Here is a 22,037-nt window from a genome sequence, read left to right on the forward strand (position 1 = left end):
CCCCGTACGACCGTTCACCCCTCAGCACCTCCCACCCGCCTCACGAGAGAGCTCCTCAGATGACCGACCGTGCTTCTCCCTCCGTCACCCCGATCCCCGTCGAGCTGGACCACGTCGAGTTCTACGTGGCCGACCTGGGCGCCGAGACCGCCAAGCTGACCCAGGAGTACGGCTTCGAGCTGCTCGTCCCGCCCGCCGAGCGCGGCGAGGACACCGAGCGCTGCCGGTCCGCGCTGGTGGGCCAGGCCGGCATCCGGCTGCTGATCACCCAGCCGCTGGCCGCCGGCCACCCGGCCACCGGCTACCTGGAGCGCCACGGCGACGGCGTGGGCGCGCTGGGCCTGCGGGTACCGGACGCCGCCGACGCGTTCCGCGTCCTGACCGCCCGCGGCGCCGTCTCGCTGCGCGAGCCGCAGGCAGCGGACGGCTGCGTGACCGCGGTGGTGGACGCCTTCGGCGACGTGGTGCACACCCTGGTCGAGCGCGGCCCCGAGGCCCCGGCCGGCCGTATCCCCGGCCTGCCGGACCCGGCCCCGCTGACCGGGGAGGGAGAGGTCGGGCTGCGCTCCGTCGACCACTTCGCGGTCCTCGTCCCGTTCGGCGAGCTGCGCAAGACCGAACACCGCTACCGCGAGGTCTTCGGCTTCCGGACGATCTTCGAGGAGCGGGTCGAGGTCGGCACGCTCGGCATGGACTCGGCCGTCGTGCAGAGTGCCGACCGCAGCGTCACCCTCACCCTGATCGAGCCGCTCACCGCGGACGCGGGCGGCCAGATCGTCTCCTTCCTGAACGACCACGGCGGCGCCGGGGTGCAGCACGTCGCCTTCGCCGCCGAGGACGCGGTGCACTCCGTCAGCACCATGGCCGAGCGCGGCGTGCCGTTCCTGCACACCCCGCAGACCTACTACGACGCGTTGCCCGGCCGCCTCACCCCGCTGCGGCACTCCGTCGAGCAGCTGCGCGCACTGGACCTGCTGGTCGACCAGGACCACGACGGCCAGCTGTTCCAGATCTTCACCCGCTCCCAGCACCCCCGGAACACCTATTTCTTCGAGGTGATCGAGCGCATCCGCGCCCGCAACTTCGGCAGCAACAACATCCGCGCCCTCTACGAGGCCGTGGAGCTCCAGCGCGACGCCGGCGAAGTGGCCGGATGAGCGCGTCCGTCCGGAGCGTCCCGCCGGCCGACCAGGCCGGCGGGCGTCCCGCGCTGTCCGTCGCGGAGTACGCCGACCGGGCGCGGGCCGCGCTCACGCCCGAGGTCTGGGAGTGGCTGGAGGGCGGCGCCGAGCGCGAACTGACCCTCGCCGCCAACCGCGCCGCCTTCGACGGGGTGGCGCTCGTGCCCCGGATACTGGCCGACGTCACCACCCGGGACACCACCGCCACCCTGGTGCGCAGCCGGGCCGCCCTGCCGGTGGCGGTGGCGCCCGTCGCCTACCACCGGCTGTTCCACCCCGAGGGCGAGCTGGCCTCGGCCCGCGCCGCGGCCGCCGCGGGCGTGCCGTTCACCGTCGGCACGCTCAGCAGCGTCGGCTTCGAGGAACTGGCGGCGACCGGCGCCACCCTCTGGTTCCAGCTGTACTGGCTGCGCGACCGCGACCGCCTGCTCGGCCTGGTCCGGGCGGCCGAGGAGGCCGGCAGCGAGGCCCTGGTGGTCACGGTCGACGTGCCGTACATGGGTCGGCGGCTGCGGGACGCCAGGAACGCCTTCGCGCTGCCCGCGGATGTCCGTGCGGCGCTGCTGGAGGGCGGCGCCGCCGGGCGGGCGCACCAGTCCACCGCCGCCGTCTCGGCGGTGTCCGCGCACACCGCCGAGCTGCTCTCCCCCAAGGTCACCTGGGCCGACCTCGCGTGGCTGCGGGGACGGACCGGGCTGCCGATCGTGGTCAAGGGCGTGCTCGACCCGGCCGACGCCCGGCGGGCCGCCGACACCGGCGCCGCTGCCGTGGTGGTCTCCAACCACGGCGGCCGCCAGCTCGACCGGGCCGTGCCCGCGCTGGCGGTCCTGCCGGCCGTCGTCGACGCGCTGGCCGGCGAGGACTGCCAGGTGCTGATGGACAGCGGGGTGCGCGGCGGCTCGGACGTGCTCATCGCGCTGGCCCTGGGCGCCCGCGGGGTGCTGCTGGGACGCCCGCTGATCTGGGGCCTGGCGGCCGGCGGCGAGGCGGGGTGCACCGAGGTGCTCGACCTGCTCGCCGCCGAACTGCGGCACGCGCTCGGCCTCGCCGGCTGCGCCGACCTGGGGGCCGCCGCCGCGCTGCGCACCACCACCCTGCCCCGCACCACCTGGAGCCGTCCGTGACCACCCTTGCCGCACCGCACGGCCTGCCGCTGACGGGCCTGCACCCTTCCCTCGCCGACCCGGCGATGACCTCCATGAACCTGCTCAACGAGATCTCCATCCGCTACCCGCAGGCGGTCTCCTTCGCGGCCGGGCGGCCGGCCGAGCAGTTCTTCGAGCTGGACGCCGTCCATCGCCATCTGGACCGCTACCTCGACCACCTGCGCACCGAGCGCGGACTGACCGAGGAGCAGGCCCGCCGGCAGGTGCTCCAGTACGGGCGGACCAAGGGGATCATCCACGACCTGGTCGCGGCCCACCTCGCGAAGGACGAGGGCATCGAGGTGCCCGCCGAGTCCGTCGTGGTGACGGTGGGCTGCCAGGAGGCGATGTTCCTGGTGCTGCGGGCGCTGCGCCGAGGCCCCGAGGACGTGGTGCTGGCCGTCTCGCCCACCTACGTGGGACTGACCGGCGCGGCCCTGCTGGCCGACCTGCCGGTGCGGGCGGTGGCCGACGGCCCGGACGGCGTGGACCTCGCCGACCTGCGCCGGCAGCTGGCCGCCGCCCGGGCCGAGGGGCTGCGCCCGCGGGCGCTCTACCTGGTGCCGGACGTGGCCAACCCGAGCGGGGCCAGCCTGCCGCAGGCGCTGCGCCGGGAACTGCTGGCGCTGGCGGCCGAGGAGGACTTCCTGCTGCTGGAGGACAATCCGTACCGCCTCTTCGCGGGCGAGGAGCGGCTGCCCTCGCTCAAGTCCCTGGACACCGACCGCCGGGTGGTCCACCTCGGCTCCTTCGCCAAGACGGCCCTGCCGGGCGCCCGGGTCGGCTATGTGGTGGCGGACCAACTGGTGGCCGACGGGCAGGGCGGCACCGCGCTCTTCGCCGACCTGCTCGGCATGATCAAAAGCATGACCACGGTGAACACCTCGCCGATCGCCCAGGCGGTGATCGGCGGCACGCTGCTGGAGCACGACTACAGCCTGCGGGCCGCCAACGCCGAGGTCGCCGCGCTCTACCGGCGCAACCTCTCGCTGGTGCTGGAGGGCCTGGCCCGGCGCTTCCCGCCCGGGAGCGGGGTGACCTGGAACGAGCCGCGCGGCGGATTCTTCCTGGTGCTCACCGTGGCGTGCGTGGTGGACGACGCGCTGCTGGAGCGCTCGGCCTCGAAGTACGGGGTGATCTGGACGCCGATGGCGCACTTCTACCCGGGGGCCGGCGGGGAGCACCAGTTGCGGCTGTCCGTCAGCCAGGTCGACCCGGCCACCGTCGACCGGGGGCTGGACGGACTGGCCGCGCTGCTCGCCGCGGGTGCCTGACCGGCCCGGAGGACAAGGCCGTCCCGCGGCCCCCCGCGAGACGGCCGCCGGCACGCTGGTGAACGTCGGCCGCGGCCCGCTGGAGCGCCGCGCCGACACCCCTGCGTGGAGGGCGTGCTCCACGACCGCGCCCGCGCCCTGGCCCGGGCGTGCTCCAAACGACCGCGCCCGCGCCCTGGCCGGGCGCCGGCTGGAGGCCACGTCCTCCTGGTGCTGTCTCAGGACGGCAACCTCCGGACGCGAGCGCGGAAGCCGAGCCGGGCGCGGACGGCGCCTGAATCAGCCCCGTCCTCGCCCGGCCGGCTTCGTCAGGGCGTTCCCCGCCTACGCCGGGGAGTCGTCGTTCCTCGTCGTACCGGCGTCCGGCGTCATCGCCTGCGGCGCGCCCGTGGCCTTGGAGAGCCAACGGAGGCAGTGGTAGCCGGTGAGCACCAGGAGGGTGCCGAGGGCGATGCCGTTGAGTTCGAAGTTGTCGGTGATCTTCAGGCTGACCCCGCCGATACCGACGATGAGGCCGGCGGCGGCCGGAACCAGGTTGAGCGGCTGGCCGAAGTCGACCTTGTTGCGAATCCAGATCTGGGCGCCGAGCAGGCCGATCATGCCGTAGAGGATGACGGTGATGCCGCCCAGCACGCCGCCCGGGATCGCTACGACGAATGCGCCGAACTTCGGGCACAGGCCGAAGAGAAGCGCGAAGAGGGCGGCACACAGGTAGGCGGCGGTCGAGTAGACGCGGGTGGCGGCCATGACGCCGATGTTCTCGGCGTACGTGGTCGTGGCCGGGCCACCGGCAACCGTGGAGACCATGGTAGCCGCGCCGTCCGCGGCGATCGCCGTGCCGAGCTGGTCGTCGAGGGAGTCCCCGGTCATTTCGCCGACCGCCTTGATGTGGCCGGTGTTCTCGGCGACCAGCGCGATCAGCACGGGGAGTGCGACGATGATCGCCGACATGCTGAACGAGGGCGCGTGCATGTCGGGGAAACCGACCCAGGCGGCTTCCTTGACCGAGGTCAGGTCGAGACGCCAGTGGTCCACGACCTTGCCGCTGCCGTCGGCGGAGTGGATCTTCCCCAGCGCGAGGTCGAGGAACCAGGAGAGTACGTAACCGAAGCCCAGGCCCAGGAAAATGGCGATACGCGACCAGAATCCGCGCAGGACGACGAGCGCGAGGCCGGTGAACAGCATCGTGGCGAGCGCCGTCCACTGGTCCTGCGGCCAGTAGGTTCCCGCAGCCACCGGAGCGAGGTTGAAGCCGATCAGCATGACGACGGCGCCCGTCACCGCCGGCGGCAGCACCGCGTGGACGACCCGGGCGCCGAGGCGCTGGACCACGACTCCGACCACGGCCAGTGCGAGGCCCACGACGAACAACGCGCCGGTGAGTTCCGCCGGCCCGCCGCCCTGGCTGCCGATCACGGCGGCGACACCGACGAAGGAGAGTGACGATCCCAGGTAGCTGGGGACTCGGCCGCGCGTGATGACCAGGAACATCAGGGTCGCGACACCGGAGGCCATGAGGCCGAGGCTCGGGTTGAGCCCCATGAGTACCGGGGCGACGAAACAGGCGCCGATCATCGAGACGACGTGCTGGGCACCCAGCCCGATCGTCCGTGTCCAGGTGAGCCGCTCGTTCGGCTTGACGACCTCACCTGGTTTCAGATGCCGACCGTCACCATGCAGCTTCCACCCGAAACCCGACATTCAGCACTCTCCGTTCGTGTACTTACCGAACGGGAAGTACAAGCTCAGTGGTCATTCGTTCGCACCGACCCGATGCGGGCCCCGGCCGGACTGCCATCCGCGTGACCTGGCCTGTTCCGCCGGGGACCTACCGGGTTCCAGTCGACAATGGTACGGCTGCTCGTTCGCACACCCAATTCAGTGATGTAAACAGGTTGCGACATTCGTGGCACCGTCCTGATAGGGCTCGACCCCTCCCTCTCGATCACGGTTCGGGCGTCGCCACCAGGCTCTTCCCGCCCCGCCGTACGCGCCGAGCCGGACGCCTCCCCCGCAGGCGCCGGGCCCCGGACGCGTTCAGCGCGCGGGCAGCGGCTCCGGGCACTCCCCCGCGCCCCCGGCCGGCGCCTTCGGCCCGGCACCCGCGCCCCATCGGGTGAGGACCACCCCGCCCAGCACCACGGCCATCCCCGCGACCACCCGCCAGCCGACGCGCTCGCCGAGGACCAGGGCGCCCAGCAGCACCGACACCACCGGCAGCAGGTAGCCGACGGCCGCCGCCTGGGTCGGCCCCTCCGCGAGGATCGTCCGGTAGGTCAGATGGAAGGTGACGCCGGTGGCGAAGACCCCGAGCACCAGCAGTGCCAGGACGGGAACCACGCCCGGCGCCTGCGGCGGCGGCCCGCCCCACGGCAGCAGCAGCGCGGCGAGCACCGTGGCCACCGTGAGCTGCGCCGCCGACAGGCCGATGGCCGGCACCCCCTGCCCGGCCGGGGCCCGGCCCATCCAGGCGAAGGCGAGGGCGTAGCTGGCGGCCGCGCCCAACAGGGCCAGGGCTCCCCAGCCGGCGAGGGCGCCCGGCTGCCACGGGGCGAAGATCAGGACCGTACCGGCGAATCCGGCGGCCAGCCCGGCGAGGCGGCGGGCACCCGGGCCCCGCCGGTCCCCCGCCGCCAGTCCGACCAGCAGGGACCAGAGCGGTGTGGTGGCGTTGAGGACGCCCGCGACGCCGGAGTCCACGGACTGCTGGCCGAGGCTGAACAGGGCGAACGGCAGGGTGTTGCAGAGGAAGGCGGCGACCAGCAGGCGCCCTGCCGCCCGGCGGCCGCGCGGCAGGCGCACCCCTGCCCGCCGGGCCAGCACCAGCAGCAGGGCGGCGCCGAGAGCGCAGCGGACGAAGGTGATCTGGACGGGACTGAACCCCTCCAGCGCGAGGTCGATCCAGAGGAAGGTCGACCCCCAGAGCAGCGCGAGCACCGCCACCCGGCCCCCTGCCCGCACGCCGCCACCGCTTCCGTCCCGCACCACGCCTGCCCCTTTCGCCGGGGCGCGATCCGCGCCCTCCGTCCGGTCGCTCCCCACGGTTCCGCACCTGATCCGACAGGACAAGCGAAAGGTTTTGCACCCACCGTTAAGCTGCACTACATGCTGGATGTGCGGAGGATGCAGGTGCTGCGTGCCGTGGTGGCCACCGGCTCGGTGACGGCGGCCGCCCAGCGGCTGGGCTACACCCCGTCGGCGGTGAGCCAGCAGGTGGCGGCCCTGGAGGCGCAGGCGGGCGCCCCCCTGCTGGAACGAGTGGGGCGTGGCGTGCGGCCGACCGCGGCCGGAACCCTGCTGGCCGAGCACGCGGGGCTGATCAGCGATCAGGTCGCCCTCGCCGAGGCGGCGCTCGCCGATCTGCGGGCAGGGCGGACCGGACGGCTCACCGTGCGGTACTTCGCCACCGCCGGGCCGGGGCTGCTGGCGCCTGCGCTGGCCCGCTTCCGCCAGGAACACCCGGGCATCGGCGTGGAGTTGCTCCTCAGCGAACCAGACGATCCGCTGGCGGAGGTGGCCGGGGGCCTAGCCGACCTCGGCCTCGTGGTGCGGCCCGAGGCGCCCCCGCCTCCCGGCGTCGACCTGGCCCACCTCCTCGACGACCCGTACCGGGTGGCGCTCCCTGCGGACCACCCGCTGGCCGGGCGGGAGGTGGTCGAGCTGGCCGACCTCGCGAAGGAGCCCTGGATCGGCAGCGAGCCGCCCGGACCCTGCCTCCACGCGGTCCTGCGGGGCTGCGCCGCTGCCGGGTTCACTCCCGAGGTGGCGGTGGAGTGCCAGGACTACACGACGGCCCAGGGTTTCGTCGCCGCCGGCCTCGGCGTGGCGCTCCTGCCGCTGCTGGGCCTGGCCGTGCCCCACCCCGGCGTGGTGGTCCGCCCGGTCCGGGGCCCGGAACCGGCCCGCGCCATCCGCGCCGCGACCCGCTCCGGCGCCCCGCGCACCCCTGCCCTGACGGGCCTGCTCACCGCGCTGCGCGAGGCGGCGCGGTCGGGGGGCGGACCCCGGCCCACTGCTCCGCGCCGTACTCCTGGTACCGCCTGACCTCGGTGAACCCGAGTCTAACCGCGAGGCGCAGGGCGCGGTCGTTGGCGGTGCGGGTACGAAGCGCGACGGGCTCGCCGGGGCAGGCGCCGGCGAACCAGGCGAGGGCCGCTTCGCGCGCCTCGGCGGCGTAACCGTGTCCCCACGCGTGGGGCAGGAAGAGGTAGCCGAGTTCGGCCCGGCCGGCGGGCTCCCCGGCGGGCCGGTCGAGCGTGACGATCCCGATCATCGCTCCGTCGAGGGCGGCCACGAAGAGCCCCGGACGCCGCCCGGGCACCTCGGGGACCGCGCGCTCCAGCGTGTCGCGCGGCTGGGCGCCGCCGATGAAGGCGCCCACCTCCGGCGAGGAGAACAGTTCGATGAACGCGGCGCGGTCCCGGGCCTCGGCCGCGCGGAGTCGCAGCCGCGCGGTGGTGGTCGGGGCGGGCGGCCAGGAGACGGGTCCGGGTCCGGTCATGGCGGGCAACTTAGCGCACGTCCGTACGGGAGTTGAAGCGCGCGGCGGTCCGCCGTGCCGCGCGGTCGCTCGTTCCGGGGACCTTGCGGGGCGCGCCGCCCGCGGGTGCGCGCCCGGGCTGGCACGCTGCCTGTCATGAATGGGACGAGCGGGACGGCCGGTGATGTGGACACCGTGGACGCGACGGTGGCGCGGATGCGCGAGATCGGCGCCGGCTGCCCGCCGAGGGACGGTGTCGGGGTGTTCAACTCGGTCTACCTGACGGTCACCGAGGAGCTGGCCCGGCGGATCGGCGCCGGGCAGTTCCCCGACGTACGGGCAGCGTCGACTCTCACCGCGCTCTTCGCCGGGCGCTATCTCGACGCGGTGGCGGCGGACGCGGCGGGTGAGCGCGTACCGGCGTGCTGGCGGCCCCTCTTCGTCCAGCGGCGCCACCCCGGAGTGCGTCCGCTCCAGTTCGCGCTGGCCGGCATCCAGGCGCACGTGGGGCACGACCTGCCGCTGGCGGTGGTGGACTCCTGCCGTGCGCTGGGCTGCCGTCCGGCGGCGCTGGAGGACGAGTTCGACGCGGTCGGCGAGGTGCTGCGCTCGCTGGAGGAACGGGTCAGGGAGGAGCTGATGCCCGGCCCCGACCTGCTGGAGCTGGCCGACCCGCTCACCCACCTGGCCGGTGCCTGGAGCCTGGACAGGGCCCGGGACGCGGCGTGGGCGGCGGCCCGGACCCTGTGGGCGGTGCGCGGGGTGGAGGAACTGGGCGGGGAGTTCGTCCGCCGCCTGGACACCTCGGTGGGGCTGGTGGCGCGCATGCTGCTGACGCCGCTGCGCGCCTGAGCCCCACCGGCGGGTCTCAGTCCTCGGGCAGCTGGACCGGGGCGAGTTCGTCGAACCGGTCGCCCGGGCCCGGATTGGACGGGTCGGTGGCGCCTCCGAAGTGGTGCATGACGCCCCAGACGGCGTTGAGGGCGGTCTGCACGGCGCCCTCGGCCCACCCCGCCGTCCAGGAGATGTCGTCCCCGGCGAGGAAGATGCCCCGTCGGCCGGCGGGCAGCCGGTCCTGCATGAAGTGGGTGAACAGCCGCCGCTGGTACCGGTAGTGGCCGGGCAGGTTGGCCTTGAACGCGCCCATGAACCAGGGCTCGTTCTCCCAGGAGACGGTGACGGGGCTGCCGATGATGTGGCGGCGGATGTCGACGTCCGGGTAGATCTCGCCGAGGGAGGCGAGCATGACCTCCATGCGCTCCGCCGGGGAGAGCGGCAGCCACTTGAGGCTGTCGTCGCACCAGGTGTAGGAGAGGCAGATGACGGCCGGTCTGTCCGGGCCGTCGTCCAGCAGGTAGGTGCCGCGGGTCATACGGTCGGTCAGCGTCATCGACATCCGGTCGCGGCCGGTGGCGGGGTCCTTGTCGAGCCAGAACGGACGGTCGACGGGGACGAAGAGCTTGCTCGACTCCATGTAGTGGGTGCGCTCCAGGGCCGTCCAGTGGTCCATGGGGAAGAGCGTCTCGTCGCAGGCGATCTTGGAGAGCAACAGCCAGGACTGGCCGGTGAAGACGGCGGCCGGGTAGGTGCGGATGGCGCCGGAGGCGTCGGTGACGGTGATGCCGCCACCCGCCGTCCGGTGCAGCCGGGTCACCGCGCCGCGCGGGGCGCCGCCCTCGTGCAGCGAGGCGAGCGAGGTGCCCTGGGCCCAGTGGACGAGCTTGCCCGGGGCGCGCTCCCAGAGCCGCAGCGGAAGCTGCTGGCTGCCGCCGACGATGCCGCGGTGGTGGTCGTCGGCCTCGGTGTAGACGACCCGGAGGATCTCCAGGATGGAGTTGGGGAAGTCGGTGTCCCAGCCGCCGGTGCCGAAGCCGACCTGCCCGAAGATCTCCCGGTGACCGAAGGAGCGGAACGCCTCGGAGCCGGCGAGGAAGCCGTAGAAGGTCTGGTCGTCGAGGCGCTCCACCAGCCGGGCCCAGATCTCCCGGATACGGGGGATGTCGCGGTGGCGCAGCGCCTGGTTCATCTCGCCGAACTCGGCGCCCTCCTCCAGGCACCGCCGCCAGGCGTCGGCGACGTCGCGGTAGACCTGCGGCAGGTCCTCCAGGGTGCGGGCGTAGTGGCTCTCGCCCTTCAGGTCGACCACAGTGGACGGGGTCGCCGGGGAGAGCGGGTTGGGGAACGGCCTGGTCTCCAGGCCGACCAGGTCGATGTAGTGCTGGAGCGAGGTGGAGGAGGGCGGGAAGCGCATCGCGCCCATCTCGGCGCGCAGCCCCGGGTCGCACCCGTCGAAGCCGACGGTCCGCAGCCGCCCGCCGATCCGGTCGGCCTCGTGGACGACCGGCTTGAGCCCCATCTTCATCAGCTCGTACGCGGTGACGAGGCCGGAGAGGCCGCCGCCGATCACGGCCACCTCGGTGCCGTGGGCGGTGGCCGGGACCTGGCCGAGCCCGGCGGCGTGGCCGAGGTAGTCGTCGTACGGGAAGGGGAAGTCGGGGCCGACCATGGTGATCGGCGGCGGTTGGGCGGGGCGGCCTGCGGGGGGCACCGTGGACGTCATGGGGTGCGGGCTCCTTGCGGGAAGGGCGTCAGGGGTGGCGCGGGGCGGCTCAGCCGTACAGCTCGGGACGGCGGTCGCGCAGGTACGGGCTGTCGGCGCGGGAGGCGGCCAGCAGCGCGGGGTCGGCGTCGGCGAACAGCAGCGCCTCGCCGCGCCCGCCGCGTACCGGCACGGTGCCGTCGGGGGCGGCGAGGCAGCTGCGCCCGGCGAAGGTGAACGGGCCCTCGGTGCCGGTGCGGTTGGCGTACGCCACGTAGAGCTGGCTCTCCACGGCGCGGGCGGGCACGAGGGTGTCGGGGACGACGGTGAAGGGTTCGGCGAGGGCGGTGGGGACGCAGAGCAGGTCGGTGCCGGCCAGCGCGTGGGCGCGGACCGTCTCGGGGAACTCGACGTCGTAGCAGACCAGCAGGCCGAGGGTGAGGCCGTCGAGGCGGGCCTGGACGACGGGCTCGTCGCCGGGGGTGAACCAGCCTCGCTCGTGGTCACCGTAGAGATGGGTCTTGCGGTAGTGGGCGAGGCGGCTGCCGTCCGGGCCGGTGAGGGCGGCGGCGTTGTGGAGGCGGCCGTCCGCGCCGCGTTCGGCATAGCTGTGGACGACGGCTATGCGGTGGCGGGCGGCGAGGGCTGCGACGGCGCGGGCCGAGGGGCCTTCTGCGGGTTCGGCGAGGGCGTCGAACCCGGCCTCGGGGGTGTAGCCGGTGAGGTACAGCTCCGGGGTCACCAGCAGCCGGGCGCCGTCGGCCGCGGCGCGCCGGGCGGCTTCGTCGAGGCGTTCCAGGGCGTCGGCGGGGGCCGGGGCGCTCTGGAGCAGGGCGGTACGCAACGACGGCATGGCTGACCTCGGGCGGTGGTGCGACGGGGAACGGATCGACCGTACGCGGGCGCGCCCAGCGGTCACAAGGCGCGTTCCTTGCGCATCGGACGGTGATTCGTTGCGTGGGGGCGGGCTCTGGCGGCGATCTGTTGCGCATCGCCCGCCGTCGTCTGCCGAGGGTGCGTTCTCGCTGGTCAGGAGGTGGCCGGGGTCACCCGACGGTGCTGGTGACAGTGGTGCGGCGCAGCAGTGGGGAGAGGACCAGGACCGACTTGGTGCGCTCGACGTAGGGCTCGCCCGCGATGCGTTCGAGGACGTCCTCGAAGTGGCGCATGTCGGCGGCGAAGATCTGCGCGAGGGCGTCGGCCGCGCCGGTGACGGTGGAGGCGGCGACCACCTCGGGATAGCGCTCCAGGCCGCGCCGGATGTCGTCGGGGGAGGTGTGCGGGCGGCAGTAGATCTCGATGTACCCCTCGGTGCGCCAGCCGAGGGCGGCCGGGTCGACGCGGACGGTGAACCCGGTGATGGCTCCCTCGGCGCGGAGGCGGTCGACGCGGCGTTTGACGGCGGGGGCGGAGAGGCCGACGAGGGTGCCGATGTCGGCGTAGGACCGGCGGGCGTCGTCGGCGAGGGCGTGGACGATGCGTTCGTCGAGGTCGTTCAGTCGCACATCGTGCAGTAGACCACGGCGGCGCGTCGGCGGAGTACGCCCACGGGCCGGGCCCCGGGGTGAGGGCCCGGCCCGCGCGCCCGGCGGTGCCGAGGTCAGTTCCAGCTGGCGTGCAGCGGCTTGCCCTCGGCGTAGCCGGCGGCGCTCTGGACGCCGACGACGGCCCGCTCGGCGAACTCGGCGAGGCTGGCGGCACCGGCGTAGGTGCAGGAGGAGCGGACGCCCGCGATGATCGAGTCGATCAGGTCCTCGACGCCGGGACGCTGCGGGTCGAGGAACATCCGGGAGGTGGAGATGCCCTCCTCGAAGAGCGCCTTGCGGGCCCGGTCGTAGGCCGACTCCTCGCTGGTGCGGTTGCGCACGGCGCGTGCCGAGGCCATGCCGTACGACTCCTTGTAGAGACGGCCGTCGGCGGACTGCTGGAGGTCGCCGGGCGACTCGTAGGTCCCGGCGAACCAGGAGCCGATCATGACGTTGGAGGCGCCGGCGGCCACCGCCATCGCCACGTCGCGCGGGTGGCGGACGCCGCCGTCGGCCCAGACGTGCTTGCCGTGGGCCCGGGCCTCGGCGGCGCACTCCAGGACGGCGGAGAACTGGGGACGGCCGACGCCGGTCATCATGCGGGTGGTGCACATGGCACCGGGACCGACGCCGACCTTGATGATGTCGGCCCCGGCCTCGACGAGGTCGCGGACGCCTTCGGCGGCGACGATGTTGCCCGCCACGATCGGCACCCGCGGGTCGAGGGCGCGGACCGCGCGGACCGCCTTGATCATCGACTCCTGGTGGCCGTGGGCGGTGTCCACGACGAGGGTGTCGACCCCCGCGTCCAGCAGTTGGCGGGCCTTGCCGGCCACGTCGCCGTTGATGCCGACGGCGGCGGCGATGCGCAGCCGGCCGTGGGCGTCGACGTTGGGCTGGTAGAGCGTGGCGCGCAGAGCGCCGGTACGGGTGAGGATGCCGACCAGTCGGCCGTCGGCGCTGACGGCGGGGGCGTAGCGGCGGTTGGCGCCGTCGAGGGTGTCGAAGGCGTCGCCGGGGGCGATGTCGGCGTCGAGCAGGAGGAGGTCGCGGGACATCACGTCGGCGAGCTGGGTGAAGCGGTCGACGTCGGTCAGGTCCTCGTCGGTGACGACGCCGACGGGCCGGTGGTTCTCGTCCACGACGACACCGGCGTTGTGGGCACGCTTGGGCAGCAGCGACAGGGCGTCCCCGACGGTCTGGGTGGGGGCGAGCACGATGGGCGTGTCCAGCACGAGGTGACGCTGCTTCACCCACCGGGTGACCTCGGTGACGACCTCGATCGGGATGTCCTGCGGGATGACGGTGAGGCCGCCGCGCCGGGCGGTGGTCTCGGCCATGCGGCGCCCGGCGATGGCCGTCATGTTGGCGACCACGAGCGGGATGGTGGTCCCCGTCCCGTCGGGTGAGGAGAGGTCGACGGCCTGGCGGGAACCGACGGCGGAGCGACGCGGCACCATGAAGACGTCGTCATAGGTCAGGTCGTAGGCGACCGGGGGTATCGAGGTGTGGCGACCGGTACCGGGCTCAAGAAAACGCATGAGTCTCACATTCCCACGCAAACCGGAGCAGGTCACTCCGACAAAGGCACAGCGAAACGCCCCCGCGCTCGTGTCTTTCTCCCAAGCGCCCCGGGGCGTCGTGTGCGGGCGGGCGACCCGCCTTGCTCGGCCACTTTACCCGCCACCACGCTCCCCGGCCCGTCCGCACGCCCCGCGGCGACCTGGGGCGCTCGTCAGGTTCCGGTGGACTCCCGGTGCGCCCGGGTCCGAGCACCTATGCTCCGCCTCATCCGGCTCGCGGACCGCCCCCTGGAGGCACGGATGACGTATCGGATGACGGACGAGCAGCGGCGGGCGCGGCTCGGGGCGCGGCACGCTCTCGCGCCGTCCGCGCGGGCCGAGGACCCGGCCGGGGCGGCGCGCGCGGTGGTGGCGCTGCACTCCACCGACCCCTCCTCGGTGCACGTCGCCGCCTGGGCCCGCACCCGGGACGAGCGGGCGGACACCGCGTCGGTGGAGCGCGCCCTGTACGAGGACCGCTCGCTGATCCGGCTCCTGGCGATGCGCAGAACCGTCTTCGTGGCGCCGGTGGAGACGGCCGCCGTCCTCCAGAGCGCCTGTTCCCGCGACGTGGCGGCCCGGGAGCGCCGCAAGCTGGAGGGGTTCGTCGCCGGCTCGAAGCTGGCCGCCGACCCCGCCGCCTGGCTGGCCGGGGCCGAGGAGGCGGCGCTCGCCGCGCTGGCGTCCCGGGGTGAGGCGACCGCCGCCGACCTGGCCACCGACGATCCCCGGCTCGCCGCCCAGGTGAAGGTCGGCGGGGCCTCCCGGAACGCGCGCGGCCAGAGCGTCGCGGCCCGCCTGCTGCTCCTGCTCGCCGCCGAGGGCAAGGCGGTACGCGGCCGGCCGCGCGGCTCGTGGACCTCGCACCAGTACCGCTGGTCCCCGCTGTCCACCTGGCTGCCGGACGGGCTCGCCCCCTGGGAGACGGAGCGCGCCCGAACCGAGCTGGCCCGGCTGTGGCTGCGAGCGTACGGGCCGGGCACGGCGGAGGATCTGCGCTGGTGGACCGGGTGGACGAAGACACAGACCGAGCGGGCGCTGGGCGAGGTGGCTCCGGCCGAGGTGGAGCTGGCGGACGGCACGACGGGGCTGGTCCTCGCCGACGACCTCGACCCCGTGCCGGACCCCGGACCGTGGGCGGCGCTGCTACCGGCGCTCGACCCGACGCCGATGGGGTGGCAGTCGCGCGGTTGGTACCTGGGGCCGCACCGGGACCACCTGTACGACCGGGACGGCAACATCGGCCCCTCCGTGTGGTGGTGCGGGCGGGTCGTCGGCGGCTGGGCACAGGACCGGGACGGCGGACTGGTCTGCCGCTACCTGGAGGATGTCGGCGCGGACGCCCGCGCGGCGGTCGACGCCGAGGCCGGGCGGCTCGCGGCACGGCTGGGCGACGTCCGGCTGACGGCCCGTACCCGGGGCCGCACCTGGTTGGAGGAGGAACTGGCGGCCGGCTCCGGCTGAGGCGGGCGGGCCGGTCAGCCCCCGGCCTCCAGCACCAGCAGCGCGGTGACCCCCCGGCCGGTGTCGCGCGCACCGGCCGCGCTGTCCTCCAGGACGGCGCGCGCCGTCCCCCAGTCGCCGGGGCTGGCCGCGGCCAGCTGCCGCCAGCCGCGGACGACCAGCACCCCCCCGTCGGCCAGCGGAAGGCTGCCGGGGTCGCCGAGGAGGTCGGCCAGCGCGTCCCAGTTCCGGCCGAACCAGACGGGCAGGCCGAGCTGTTCGGCGCAGGCGTCCAGGAAGCCGGCCTTCTCGCCGACGCCGGTGAGGTCGAGGACGGCGCAGGGCTGCCCGGCCTCCCGGGCGGCGGCCACGGCACGGGTCACCGGGTCGGCGGGGCGTGCGGACGGGGCGGTGCGGGCGTCGTCGGTCACGGTCGTACGGTCCTCTTCTCGGCCGCTGCCCGCCGAGCGGCGCTCATCGCAGCACCGCGCGGAAGGAGGCGTAGTGGTCCTCGGTCCAGTAGATCTCGTCCTCACGCCCGGTCACCAGGCGACGGGCGCCCCGGTCGCGCGAACCGGGGGTCGGCACGGTGTACTCGCGGTAGTGGCCCCGCTCGCGCTCCGGCAGCAGCCGTTCGTAGTTGCCGAAGACGGAGCCGTCCTTGGCGTACGGGTAAGGGCCGCCCCGGTCGATCAGCCGCAGGGTGTCGCGGGCCTCGGCGGGCAGCCGCTCCTCGCGGACCGTGGCCATCCCCTCGGCCCAGGCGGGAGTCGGCCCGCCGCCGGAGGAGGGCGTGCCCGACTGCGCCGAACAGCCCGCCAGCAGGGCGAGCAGGGCGCAGAGCAGGGCCGTCAGCCAGACGCGGAGAGCCGCCCGGGGGCGGGGACGCACAGACATGGGGTGATGCTGTCACACCGCCGCGGGGCCTCCTGGCAGCCCGACCGAGCGGGCCAGCGCGCGCAGGCTGTGGGTGAAGAACCGCTCCCGGTCCCCCACCACGCGGTGGAAGTGGCCGAAGAGTTCGAAGGAGATCAGCCCGAAAAGCTGGGCCCAGGCGGCGACGAGGGCGGCGACCACGGCGGGCGGGAGGTCACCGGTGAGGCCGGCCAGACCGTCCGCCAGCCGGCCGGCCTCCACCACCGCCTCGTCGCCGAGCGGCGGCGGCGTCACGGCGCCCGCCCGGTGCGCGTCCCGGACGATCCCGATCAGCACGGAGGCGACCCGGGCGGCCGGGGGCACGGTGTCGCCGGGGGCGGTGTAACCGGGCACCGGGGAACCGTAGATCAGGGCGTACTCATGGGGGTGTGCCAGCGCCCAGGCGCGGACGGCTGAGGCGGTCTCGACCCAGCGGCCGGTCCAGTCCGCCTCCTGACCGGTCCGTGCCGCGGCCCGCTCGGCGGCCTCGCCGACCGCGTCGTAGGCGTCGACGATGAGCGCCGTCAGCAGGTCGTCCCGGCTCGGGAAGTAGCGGTAGAGGGCGGAGGAGACCATGCCCAGTTCGCGGGCGACCGCGCGCAGCGAGAGCCGGGCGGCGCCCTCGGTGGCGAGCTGGCGCCGCGCCTCCTCCTTGATGGCGGCGGTGACTTCGGCGCGGGCGCGCTCCCTGGCCCCTCGAACAGTGCTCATGGCGGGCAGTCTGCCAGACGGCGAGTGCGGCGCTCAACAAAGAGAGCACTGCTCTTGCCTTGACGCACCTCTCCCCTGCACACTGCTCTCGAACGAGAGCACCGCTCTCCCGACTTGGGGAGTCCCCATGCCCACTCCGTACTACCTCAAAGCCACGCCCCTCGCCGCCCGCCTGAACTCACTCGTCGGCAGGCTCGCCCGGTACGGCGTCAGCTTCCTCGGCTCGGCCGAGCTGACGGTCGTCGGCCGCCGCAGCGGCGACCCGCAGCGCATCCCGGTCAACCCGCACACCCACGAGGGCGCCGAGTACCTCGTCTCGGCACGCGGCCACTCCCAGTGGGTGCGGAACATGCGCGCGGCGGGTGGCGGCGAACTGCGCCTGGGCCGCCGCACCCGGAGCTTCCTGGCGGAGGAGCTCCCCGACGGCACCCACAAGGCGGCGGTCCTGCGCACCTACCTCTCCCGCTGGGGCTGGGAGGTCAACCAGTACTTCCAGGGCGTCACCGCCGACTCGACCGACAGCGAACTCCTGGCCGCCTGCCCTGACCACCCCGTCTTCCGCATCACCGGCGCGGAGGCCGGCCCGGCTTGATCCCGGCGCGGCCGTCCGAGGCCTTCCGCAGCGCGGCGGCGACCAGCCCGTCGAGCGCCTCGCGCCGCACCTCACCGCCGTTGACCAACCGGTCGAAGACGAGCCCGTCGACGCAGGTCAGCAGAGTGTCGGTGCGGCTCCGGGCGTCGGCCACGCCGGACTTGACGAGGAACTGCAGCACGGCCTCACGGGCGCCGTTCTCGCGGGGCGCGAGGATCTCGCGCAGTTCGCCGTCACGCACGCTCTCGACGGCGCAGGCATGGCGGGCGAGCGAGCGCCGGCGCCCCTCGCCGGTGAGCCGCCGCCGGGCGAGCGCCACCAGGCCGTCCACCAGCTCCCCGACGGTACGCAGGGGGGACAGCCCGTCGGCCGCCGCCTGGAGTTCCGCCTGGTCGAGCTGGACCAGGCGGGCGACGAGTCCGGTCAGCAGCGCGGCGCGGGTACGGAAGTAGGCCGAGGTGGTGCCGGGCGGCACGGCCGCCCTGCGGTCGACCGCACGGTGGGTCAGGCCGCGCATCCCTTCATCCGCGAGGACGTCGAGAGCCGCGTCTGCGAGGAAGGTACGCCGAACCGAAGCCATGCCTCCTTTCTACACCCGTAGAAGCCCGGGATAGAGTCCTCCTTCTACAGGTGTAGAAGGAGGGGGTCGGGACATGGGCGGCACGGCAGTGGTGGTCGGAGGAGGCATAGGCGGGCTGGCCGCCGCGATCGGCTTGCACCGCATCGGATGGGGAGTGCGGATCCTCGAGCGCGCGTCCGCACTCGAAGACGCGGGGGCAGGCATCTCGCTGGCCGCCAACGGACTGCGGGCACTGGACGAACTCGGCGTCGGCGGGGCGGTCCGAAACGCTTCGCGGGGCCAGTACAGCGGCGGCACCCGGACGCCCCGGGGGGCGTGGTTGACCCGGCTGGACGGCTCGGCGCTGGAGAAGGCGGTGGGCGCGCCGATCATGGGCATCCGCCGTTCCGCCTTGCACCGGCTACTGCGCGCGGGCCTGCCCGCCGGGTCACTGGCCATCGGCTCCGAGGTGGCGACGGTCGAGCAGGCCGGGCCGCGAAAGGTTCACGTCGGCTGCGCTGACACGGTCCTGGAGGCCGATCTGGTGGTGGCGGCCGACGGCGTCGCCAGCTCGGTGCGCCGTCACCTCTTCCCGGACCACCCCGGCCCGGTCCACAGCGGCTCGACGGTGCTGCGCGCGATCACCGGGCACGCCGTCGGTCTGCGTAGCGACTTCGAGCTGACCTGGGGCCGGGGCGCGGAGTTCGGGCACATCGCGCTCCTGGACGGGACGGCCGAATGGCACGCCGTCCTCAGCCTCCCGGCCGGTACACGGTTCACCGAACCGCTGGCCGAGCTGCTCCGGCGCTTCCACACCTGGCACGACCCGGTCCCCGCTCTGCTCCACGCGACCCGGCCAGAGGCCGTGCTCCAGCACGACGTGCGCGAACTGCGCACGCCTCTCCCCTCCTACGCGGTCGGCCGGGTCGCGCTGCTCGGCGACGCGGCCCACGCGATGACCCCCAACCTCGGACAGGGTGCCTGCCAGGCTCTGGAGGACGCGGTCACTCTGGCCGCCGCTCTGCGTTCCGAGGCCACCGTGGAGGCCGCGCTCGCTCGCTACGACGCCGAACGCCGACCGCGGAGCCAAGCTGTCGCAGGGGCTGCCCGGCAGGCCGGGAGGATGGGCCGGCAACTGTCCCACCCCCTGGCCGTCGCCCTGCGGAACTCGGCGATGCGGCTGACACCCTCCCGCGTCGCCACACGCATGCTCCTGCGTCACCACGCCTGGGCCCCACCGTCACTGAACTGACCGGCTCGCGCACGCCACCGAGCCAGGCACCTTCTCGGCCACGCCGAACTGCGGTCCCGCGCGTGGCAGTCGCGCCGAGCGGCAGGCGCCGGGGGCCCTGCCCCGGGCCGTCTGAGCCCTGGAGACAGGGCTCAGGCGTCCCCGGGCTCATCCGGGTCGGCCCGGTCCAGGGCGGGCCGGGGCGGAGCCGCGGCCGCCAGAAGCTGATCGGCGGCGGCGGTGTCGGTGACCAGACTGGTCACCAGCCCGGACCGCAGCACCGCGTCGATCGCCGGCGCCTTCCGCCCGCCCCCCGCGATGGCCACCACCTCGGGAATCCGCCGCAGCCGGTCCGCCTCGACGGTGATACACCGCTCCCCCAGGTCGCGCCCGACCCGCCGCCCCTCGGCGTCGAAGAGGTGCGCCGACATCTCGGCGGCGACCCCGAGCGAGGCGTAGTGGGCCCGCTCCTCCTCGCTGAGCATGTCGTGCACGGTCGAGATGCCCGTTTCCCAGGAGCCGATGGAGACGGCCGCGACCGTCACCTTGTCGAAGTGCTCGAAGGCCCGGGCGATCCCGGTCTGGTTGCGCAGCGCCGCGGCGGTGGCCGGGTCGGGCAGCAGCATCGGCGCGTAGATCGGGTGCGCCTCGCCGCCCGCGACCTGGGCCGCCCGCCGGACCGCCTCGACCGATCCGCGCTCGGCGGTGCCCGCGTCGTACACCCCGGTCAGCTGCACCACGGTGCACGGCGGCAGCTTGTCGAGGGCCGCGGCCATGTGGATGGTGGAGCGGCCCCAGGCGAGGCCGAGTACGTCGCCCTCGTTGACGAGTTCCCCGAGCAGGTCCGCGGCGACCTCGCCGAGGTTCTCGGGGTCGGGCGACTCCTCCTCCTCGGCGGGCGACTCCACGACCACGGCGTGCCGCAGCCCGAAGCGGGACCGCAGGGCGTCTGAGCGTTCCGCGTCGAGTTCCGCCGGGACGCGGATCTCGATGCGGACGAGGTCACGTTCGAGAGCGGTCTCCAGGACCCGGGCCACCTTGAAGCGGCTGACGCCGAACTCCTCGGCGATCTGGATCTTGGACTTGCCCTCCAGATAGAAACGGCGGGCCATCGCGGCCGCCTGCACCAGCTCCGCGGGTCCCATCCGCAGGGCAGGACGACCCGCCGACATGCCGGACACGGCAATCTCCTCACTGCTGTTCACAAGTGGCTCCGCCGTTCATCCTCGCAGATCCGGCGGTGCCCCATCGGCCTTCGGGGCGGTCGTTCGACGAGCGGTGCCCCGGGCTCGGCCCGGGGTGCCGCGTAAGGGTGCCTTCAGTGGCCGCACGCCCAGGGGGCCGAGGCGGTGGCCTCGCGGGCGCTGTCGCGCAGCGAGCGGACGGCCTCGGCCGGGTCCTCGGCGCCGTAGACCGCCGAGCCGGCCACGAAGACGTCGGCCCCGGCCTCGGCGCACCGCTCGATGGTGCGGGCCGAGACGCCGCCGTCCACCTGGAGCCAGAGGTCCAGGCCGTGCCGACCGATCAGTTCCCGGGTACGGCGGATCTTCGGCAGCGTGAGATCGAGGAACGACTGCCCGCCGAAGCCCGGCTCGACCGTCATGATCAGCACCATGTCCAGCTCGGGCAGCAGGTCCTCGTACGGCTCGATCGCCGTGGCGGGCTTGAGCGCCATGGCGGCGCGGGCACCCTTGGCACGGATCTCCCGGGCCAGGCGCACCGGCGCGGCGGCCGCCTCCACGTGGAAGGTGACCGACCCGGCGCCCGCCTCGACGTACTGCGGCGCCCAGCGGTCCGGGTCCTCGATCATCAGGTGGCAGTCCAGCGGGGTCCTGGTGGCCCGGGCCAGCGACTCGACCACGGGTACGCCGAGCGTCAGGTTGGGCACGAAGTGGTTGTCCATGACGTCGACATGGAGCCAGTCGGCCCCCTCGACGGCGCGGGCCTCGTCGGCGAGGCGGGCGAAGTCGGCGGAGAGGATGCTGGGGTTGATCTGCGCTGCCATGCCCCAAGACTGCCATGCCCGTGGCCGGTTCCGGCCTCCGGAGGGCGGAACCCCTGCTTCCGCCGCTCTCCTACCGTCCGGCCCGCGGGCCGGTCACTGTCCGACCCGTCCGTCGATCCGCTCGCGGAGGAAGTCGGCGTGCCCGTTGTGGCGCGCGTACTCCTCGACGAGGTGGACCAGGACGTCGCGCAGCGAGACCGCCTCACCGTGCACCTCGCCGGTGATGTCGAGGGAGGAGGCCCGCGCCACGAACCCGTCCGTGAACTCCTGCTCGGCGCGGAGCAGCCGCCACGCCTCCTCGACCAGGGCGGGGTCGGGCCGCGCGCCGTCCCAGTCGCCGTCGGGGTCCTCGGGCAGCCGGAAGTACGGGGGCGCCTGGAGCCGCGCCATCCGCACCCGGAACCAGACGCGCTCGACGTCGGCCATGTGCCGCACCAGCCCGAGCAGGGACATGGTGGACGGTTCGACGGAGCGCCGGGCGAGCTGTTCGGCGTCGAGCCCCGCGCACTTCAGTTCCAGGGTGAGCCGCTGGCAGCGCAGGTACTCCATGAGCGTGGCGACCTCGTCGCCGCGGGTCGGCCCGTTCTCGCGGGGATCCTCCTCGGCGGGGACGAACATGTCGGCGCGCTTGCGGGGTGTCGCGGTCATGCCACCGATCTTGGCATCAGGAGGCCCCGCCCCGCCAGCGTTCTGGCGACGGTACGCGGTCGGGGCCGCCCGCTCCCGCCTCCCCGGAGGAGGCCGGGCCGCGTACCCCCTTCCCGTGGCACCGGCGCCCACACGCCCCGCTCTCGGGCGCAAGCGTGCCACCGGCCGACGCCGGCCCCGGGAGCACCGACAGGCTTACGGCTGCGGCGAGTCGGCCCCCGCGCCA

General features: G+C 74.2%; 22 protein-coding genes. 8 read left to right on the forward strand and 14 right to left on the reverse strand.

The window, feature by feature from the left end; translation table 11 throughout:
* Positions 1-59: 59 nt before the first annotated feature.
* From hppD to ACSLIC_RS02350, 3 genes are all read left to right on the forward strand, one after another.
* Complete coding sequence (gene hppD / locus ACSLIC_RS02340) at positions 60-1,157, forward strand: 4-hydroxyphenylpyruvate dioxygenase (RefSeq protein WP_436736001.1); 1,098 nt, start codon at positions 60-62, stop codon at positions 1,155-1,157.
* Complete coding sequence (locus ACSLIC_RS02345) at positions 1,154-2,305, forward strand: alpha-hydroxy acid oxidase (RefSeq protein ID WP_436736002.1); 1,152 nt, start codon at positions 1,154-1,156, stop codon at positions 2,303-2,305. The genes hppD and ACSLIC_RS02345 overlap by 4 nt, the downstream gene beginning before the upstream one ends.
* Before the next feature lie 65 nt (positions 2,306-2,370).
* Complete coding sequence (locus ACSLIC_RS02350) at positions 2,371-3,600, forward strand: PLP-dependent aminotransferase family protein (RefSeq protein WP_436740250.1); 1,230 nt, start codon at positions 2,371-2,373, stop codon at positions 3,598-3,600.
* A 324-nt stretch (positions 3,601-3,924) separates the two neighbouring features.
* On the opposite strand, the gene ACSLIC_RS02355 is transcribed toward ACSLIC_RS02350, so the two are convergent.
* Positions 3,925-5,301 (reverse strand): uracil-xanthine permease family protein, encoded by a 1,377-nt coding sequence (locus tag ACSLIC_RS02355; protein ID WP_436736003.1) that lies wholly within the window; start codon positions 5,299-5,301, stop codon positions 3,925-3,927.
* A 336-nt stretch (positions 5,302-5,637) separates the two neighbouring features.
* Complete coding sequence (locus ACSLIC_RS02360; RefSeq protein ID WP_436736004.1) at positions 5,638-6,585, reverse strand: DMT family transporter; 948 nt, start codon at positions 6,583-6,585, stop codon at positions 5,638-5,640.
* Positions 6,586-6,723: 138 nt separating this feature from the next.
* Here ACSLIC_RS02360 and ACSLIC_RS02365 point away from each other — a divergent pair, with 138 nt between their 5' ends.
* Positions 6,724-7,644, forward strand: a complete 921-nt coding sequence (locus ACSLIC_RS02365; RefSeq protein ID WP_436740251.1) for a LysR family transcriptional regulator — start codon at positions 6,724-6,726, stop codon at positions 7,642-7,644.
* Here the strand turns inward: ACSLIC_RS02365 and ACSLIC_RS02370 are convergent.
* Complete coding sequence (locus ACSLIC_RS02370) at positions 7,565-8,101, reverse strand: GNAT family N-acetyltransferase (RefSeq protein WP_436736005.1); 537 nt, start codon at positions 8,099-8,101, stop codon at positions 7,565-7,567. The genes ACSLIC_RS02365 and ACSLIC_RS02370 overlap by 80 nt on opposite strands.
* Before the next feature lie 135 nt (positions 8,102-8,236).
* Between ACSLIC_RS02370 and ACSLIC_RS02375 the strand changes: the two genes are divergently transcribed.
* The gene (locus tag ACSLIC_RS02375) at positions 8,237-8,932 is read left to right on the forward strand and encodes a DUF5995 family protein (RefSeq protein WP_436736006.1); all 696 of its coding nucleotides are present in this window, start codon (positions 8,237-8,239) and stop codon (positions 8,930-8,932) included.
* 16 nt (positions 8,933-8,948) lie between these two features.
* Here ACSLIC_RS02375 and ACSLIC_RS02380 read toward each other — a convergent pair whose 3' ends face one another.
* The 4 genes from ACSLIC_RS02380 to ACSLIC_RS02395 form a co-directional block, all read right to left on the reverse strand.
* Positions 8,949-10,640, reverse strand: coding sequence for a flavin monoamine oxidase family protein (locus ACSLIC_RS02380; protein WP_436736007.1), 1,692 nt, complete (start codon positions 10,638-10,640; stop codon positions 8,949-8,951).
* Between the two features lie 49 nt (positions 10,641-10,689).
* Complete coding sequence (locus tag ACSLIC_RS02385; RefSeq protein WP_436736008.1) at positions 10,690-11,472, reverse strand: carbon-nitrogen hydrolase family protein; 783 nt, start codon at positions 11,470-11,472, stop codon at positions 10,690-10,692.
* Between the two features lie 193 nt (positions 11,473-11,665).
* The gene (locus tag ACSLIC_RS02390; RefSeq protein WP_436736009.1) at positions 11,666-12,124 is read right to left on the reverse strand and encodes an Lrp/AsnC family transcriptional regulator; all 459 of its coding nucleotides are present in this window, start codon (positions 12,122-12,124) and stop codon (positions 11,666-11,668) included.
* A gap of 95 nt (positions 12,125-12,219) precedes the next feature.
* Entirely contained in the window at positions 12,220-13,686 is a 1,467-nt protein-coding gene (locus tag ACSLIC_RS02395; RefSeq protein ID WP_436736010.1) for a GuaB1 family IMP dehydrogenase-related protein, read from the reverse strand.
* Positions 13,687-13,980: 294 nt separating this feature from the next.
* On the opposite strand from ACSLIC_RS02395, the gene ACSLIC_RS02400 reads away from it, so the two are divergent.
* Positions 13,981-15,171 carry a winged helix DNA-binding domain-containing protein gene (locus ACSLIC_RS02400; protein WP_436740252.1) on the forward strand — a complete coding sequence of 397 codons (1,191 nt, stop codon included), beginning with the start codon at positions 13,981-13,983 and terminating at the stop codon, positions 15,169-15,171.
* A gap of 14 nt (positions 15,172-15,185) precedes the next feature.
* Here ACSLIC_RS02400 and ACSLIC_RS02405 read toward each other — a convergent pair whose 3' ends face one another.
* From ACSLIC_RS02405 to ACSLIC_RS02415, 3 genes are read right to left on the reverse strand one after another with little or no spacing between them, the layout of a single operon-like run.
* Positions 15,186-15,581 (reverse strand): barstar family protein, encoded by a 396-nt coding sequence (locus ACSLIC_RS02405; RefSeq protein WP_436736011.1) that lies wholly within the window; start codon positions 15,579-15,581, stop codon positions 15,186-15,188.
* A 43-nt stretch (positions 15,582-15,624) separates the two neighbouring features.
* Positions 15,625-16,047 carry a ribonuclease domain-containing protein gene (locus ACSLIC_RS02410; protein ID WP_436736012.1) on the reverse strand — a complete coding sequence of 141 codons (423 nt, stop codon included), beginning with the start codon at positions 16,045-16,047 and terminating at the stop codon, positions 15,625-15,627.
* A 12-nt stretch (positions 16,048-16,059) separates the two neighbouring features.
* Complete coding sequence (locus ACSLIC_RS02415; protein ID WP_436736013.1) at positions 16,060-16,776, reverse strand: TetR/AcrR family transcriptional regulator; 717 nt, start codon at positions 16,774-16,776, stop codon at positions 16,060-16,062.
* A 127-nt stretch (positions 16,777-16,903) separates the two neighbouring features.
* On the opposite strand from ACSLIC_RS02415, the gene ACSLIC_RS02420 reads away from it, so the two are divergent.
* Positions 16,904-17,368 carry a nitroreductase family deazaflavin-dependent oxidoreductase gene (locus ACSLIC_RS02420; protein WP_436736014.1) on the forward strand — a complete coding sequence of 155 codons (465 nt, stop codon included), beginning with the start codon at positions 16,904-16,906 and terminating at the stop codon, positions 17,366-17,368.
* Here ACSLIC_RS02420 and ACSLIC_RS02425 read toward each other — a convergent pair.
* Positions 17,340-17,948, reverse strand: a complete 609-nt coding sequence (locus ACSLIC_RS02425) for a TetR/AcrR family transcriptional regulator (protein WP_436736015.1) — start codon at positions 17,946-17,948, stop codon at positions 17,340-17,342. The two genes, ACSLIC_RS02420 and ACSLIC_RS02425, sit on opposite strands and share 29 nt — an antisense overlap.
* A 73-nt stretch (positions 17,949-18,021) precedes the next feature.
* Between ACSLIC_RS02425 and ACSLIC_RS02430 the strand changes: the two genes are divergently transcribed.
* Positions 18,022-19,179, forward strand: a complete 1,158-nt coding sequence (locus tag ACSLIC_RS02430) for an FAD-dependent monooxygenase (RefSeq protein WP_436736016.1) — start codon at positions 18,022-18,024, stop codon at positions 19,177-19,179.
* 131 nt (positions 19,180-19,310) lie between these two features.
* On the opposite strand, the gene ACSLIC_RS02435 is transcribed toward ACSLIC_RS02430, so the two are convergent.
* From ACSLIC_RS02435 to ACSLIC_RS02445, 3 genes are all read right to left on the reverse strand, one after another.
* Positions 19,311-20,363 carry a sugar-binding transcriptional regulator gene (locus ACSLIC_RS02435; protein WP_436736017.1) on the reverse strand — a complete coding sequence of 351 codons (1,053 nt, stop codon included), beginning with the start codon at positions 20,361-20,363 and terminating at the stop codon, positions 19,311-19,313.
* Between the two features lie 113 nt (positions 20,364-20,476).
* Positions 20,477-21,163 (reverse strand): ribulose-phosphate 3-epimerase, encoded by a 687-nt coding sequence (gene rpe, locus ACSLIC_RS02440; protein ID WP_436736018.1) that lies wholly within the window; start codon positions 21,161-21,163, stop codon positions 20,477-20,479.
* A 93-nt stretch (positions 21,164-21,256) separates the two neighbouring features.
* On the reverse strand, positions 21,257-21,811 hold the full coding sequence (locus tag ACSLIC_RS02445; RefSeq protein ID WP_436736019.1) for a DinB family protein: 555 nt from the start codon (positions 21,809-21,811) through the stop codon (positions 21,257-21,259).
* Positions 21,812-22,037: the final 226 nt, after the last annotated feature.

This window comes from Streptomyces sp. BBFR102, from assembly GCF_051397025.1.
In the GTDB taxonomy this organism is placed as follows: Bacteria; Actinomycetota; Actinomycetes; order Streptomycetales; family Streptomycetaceae; genus Streptomyces.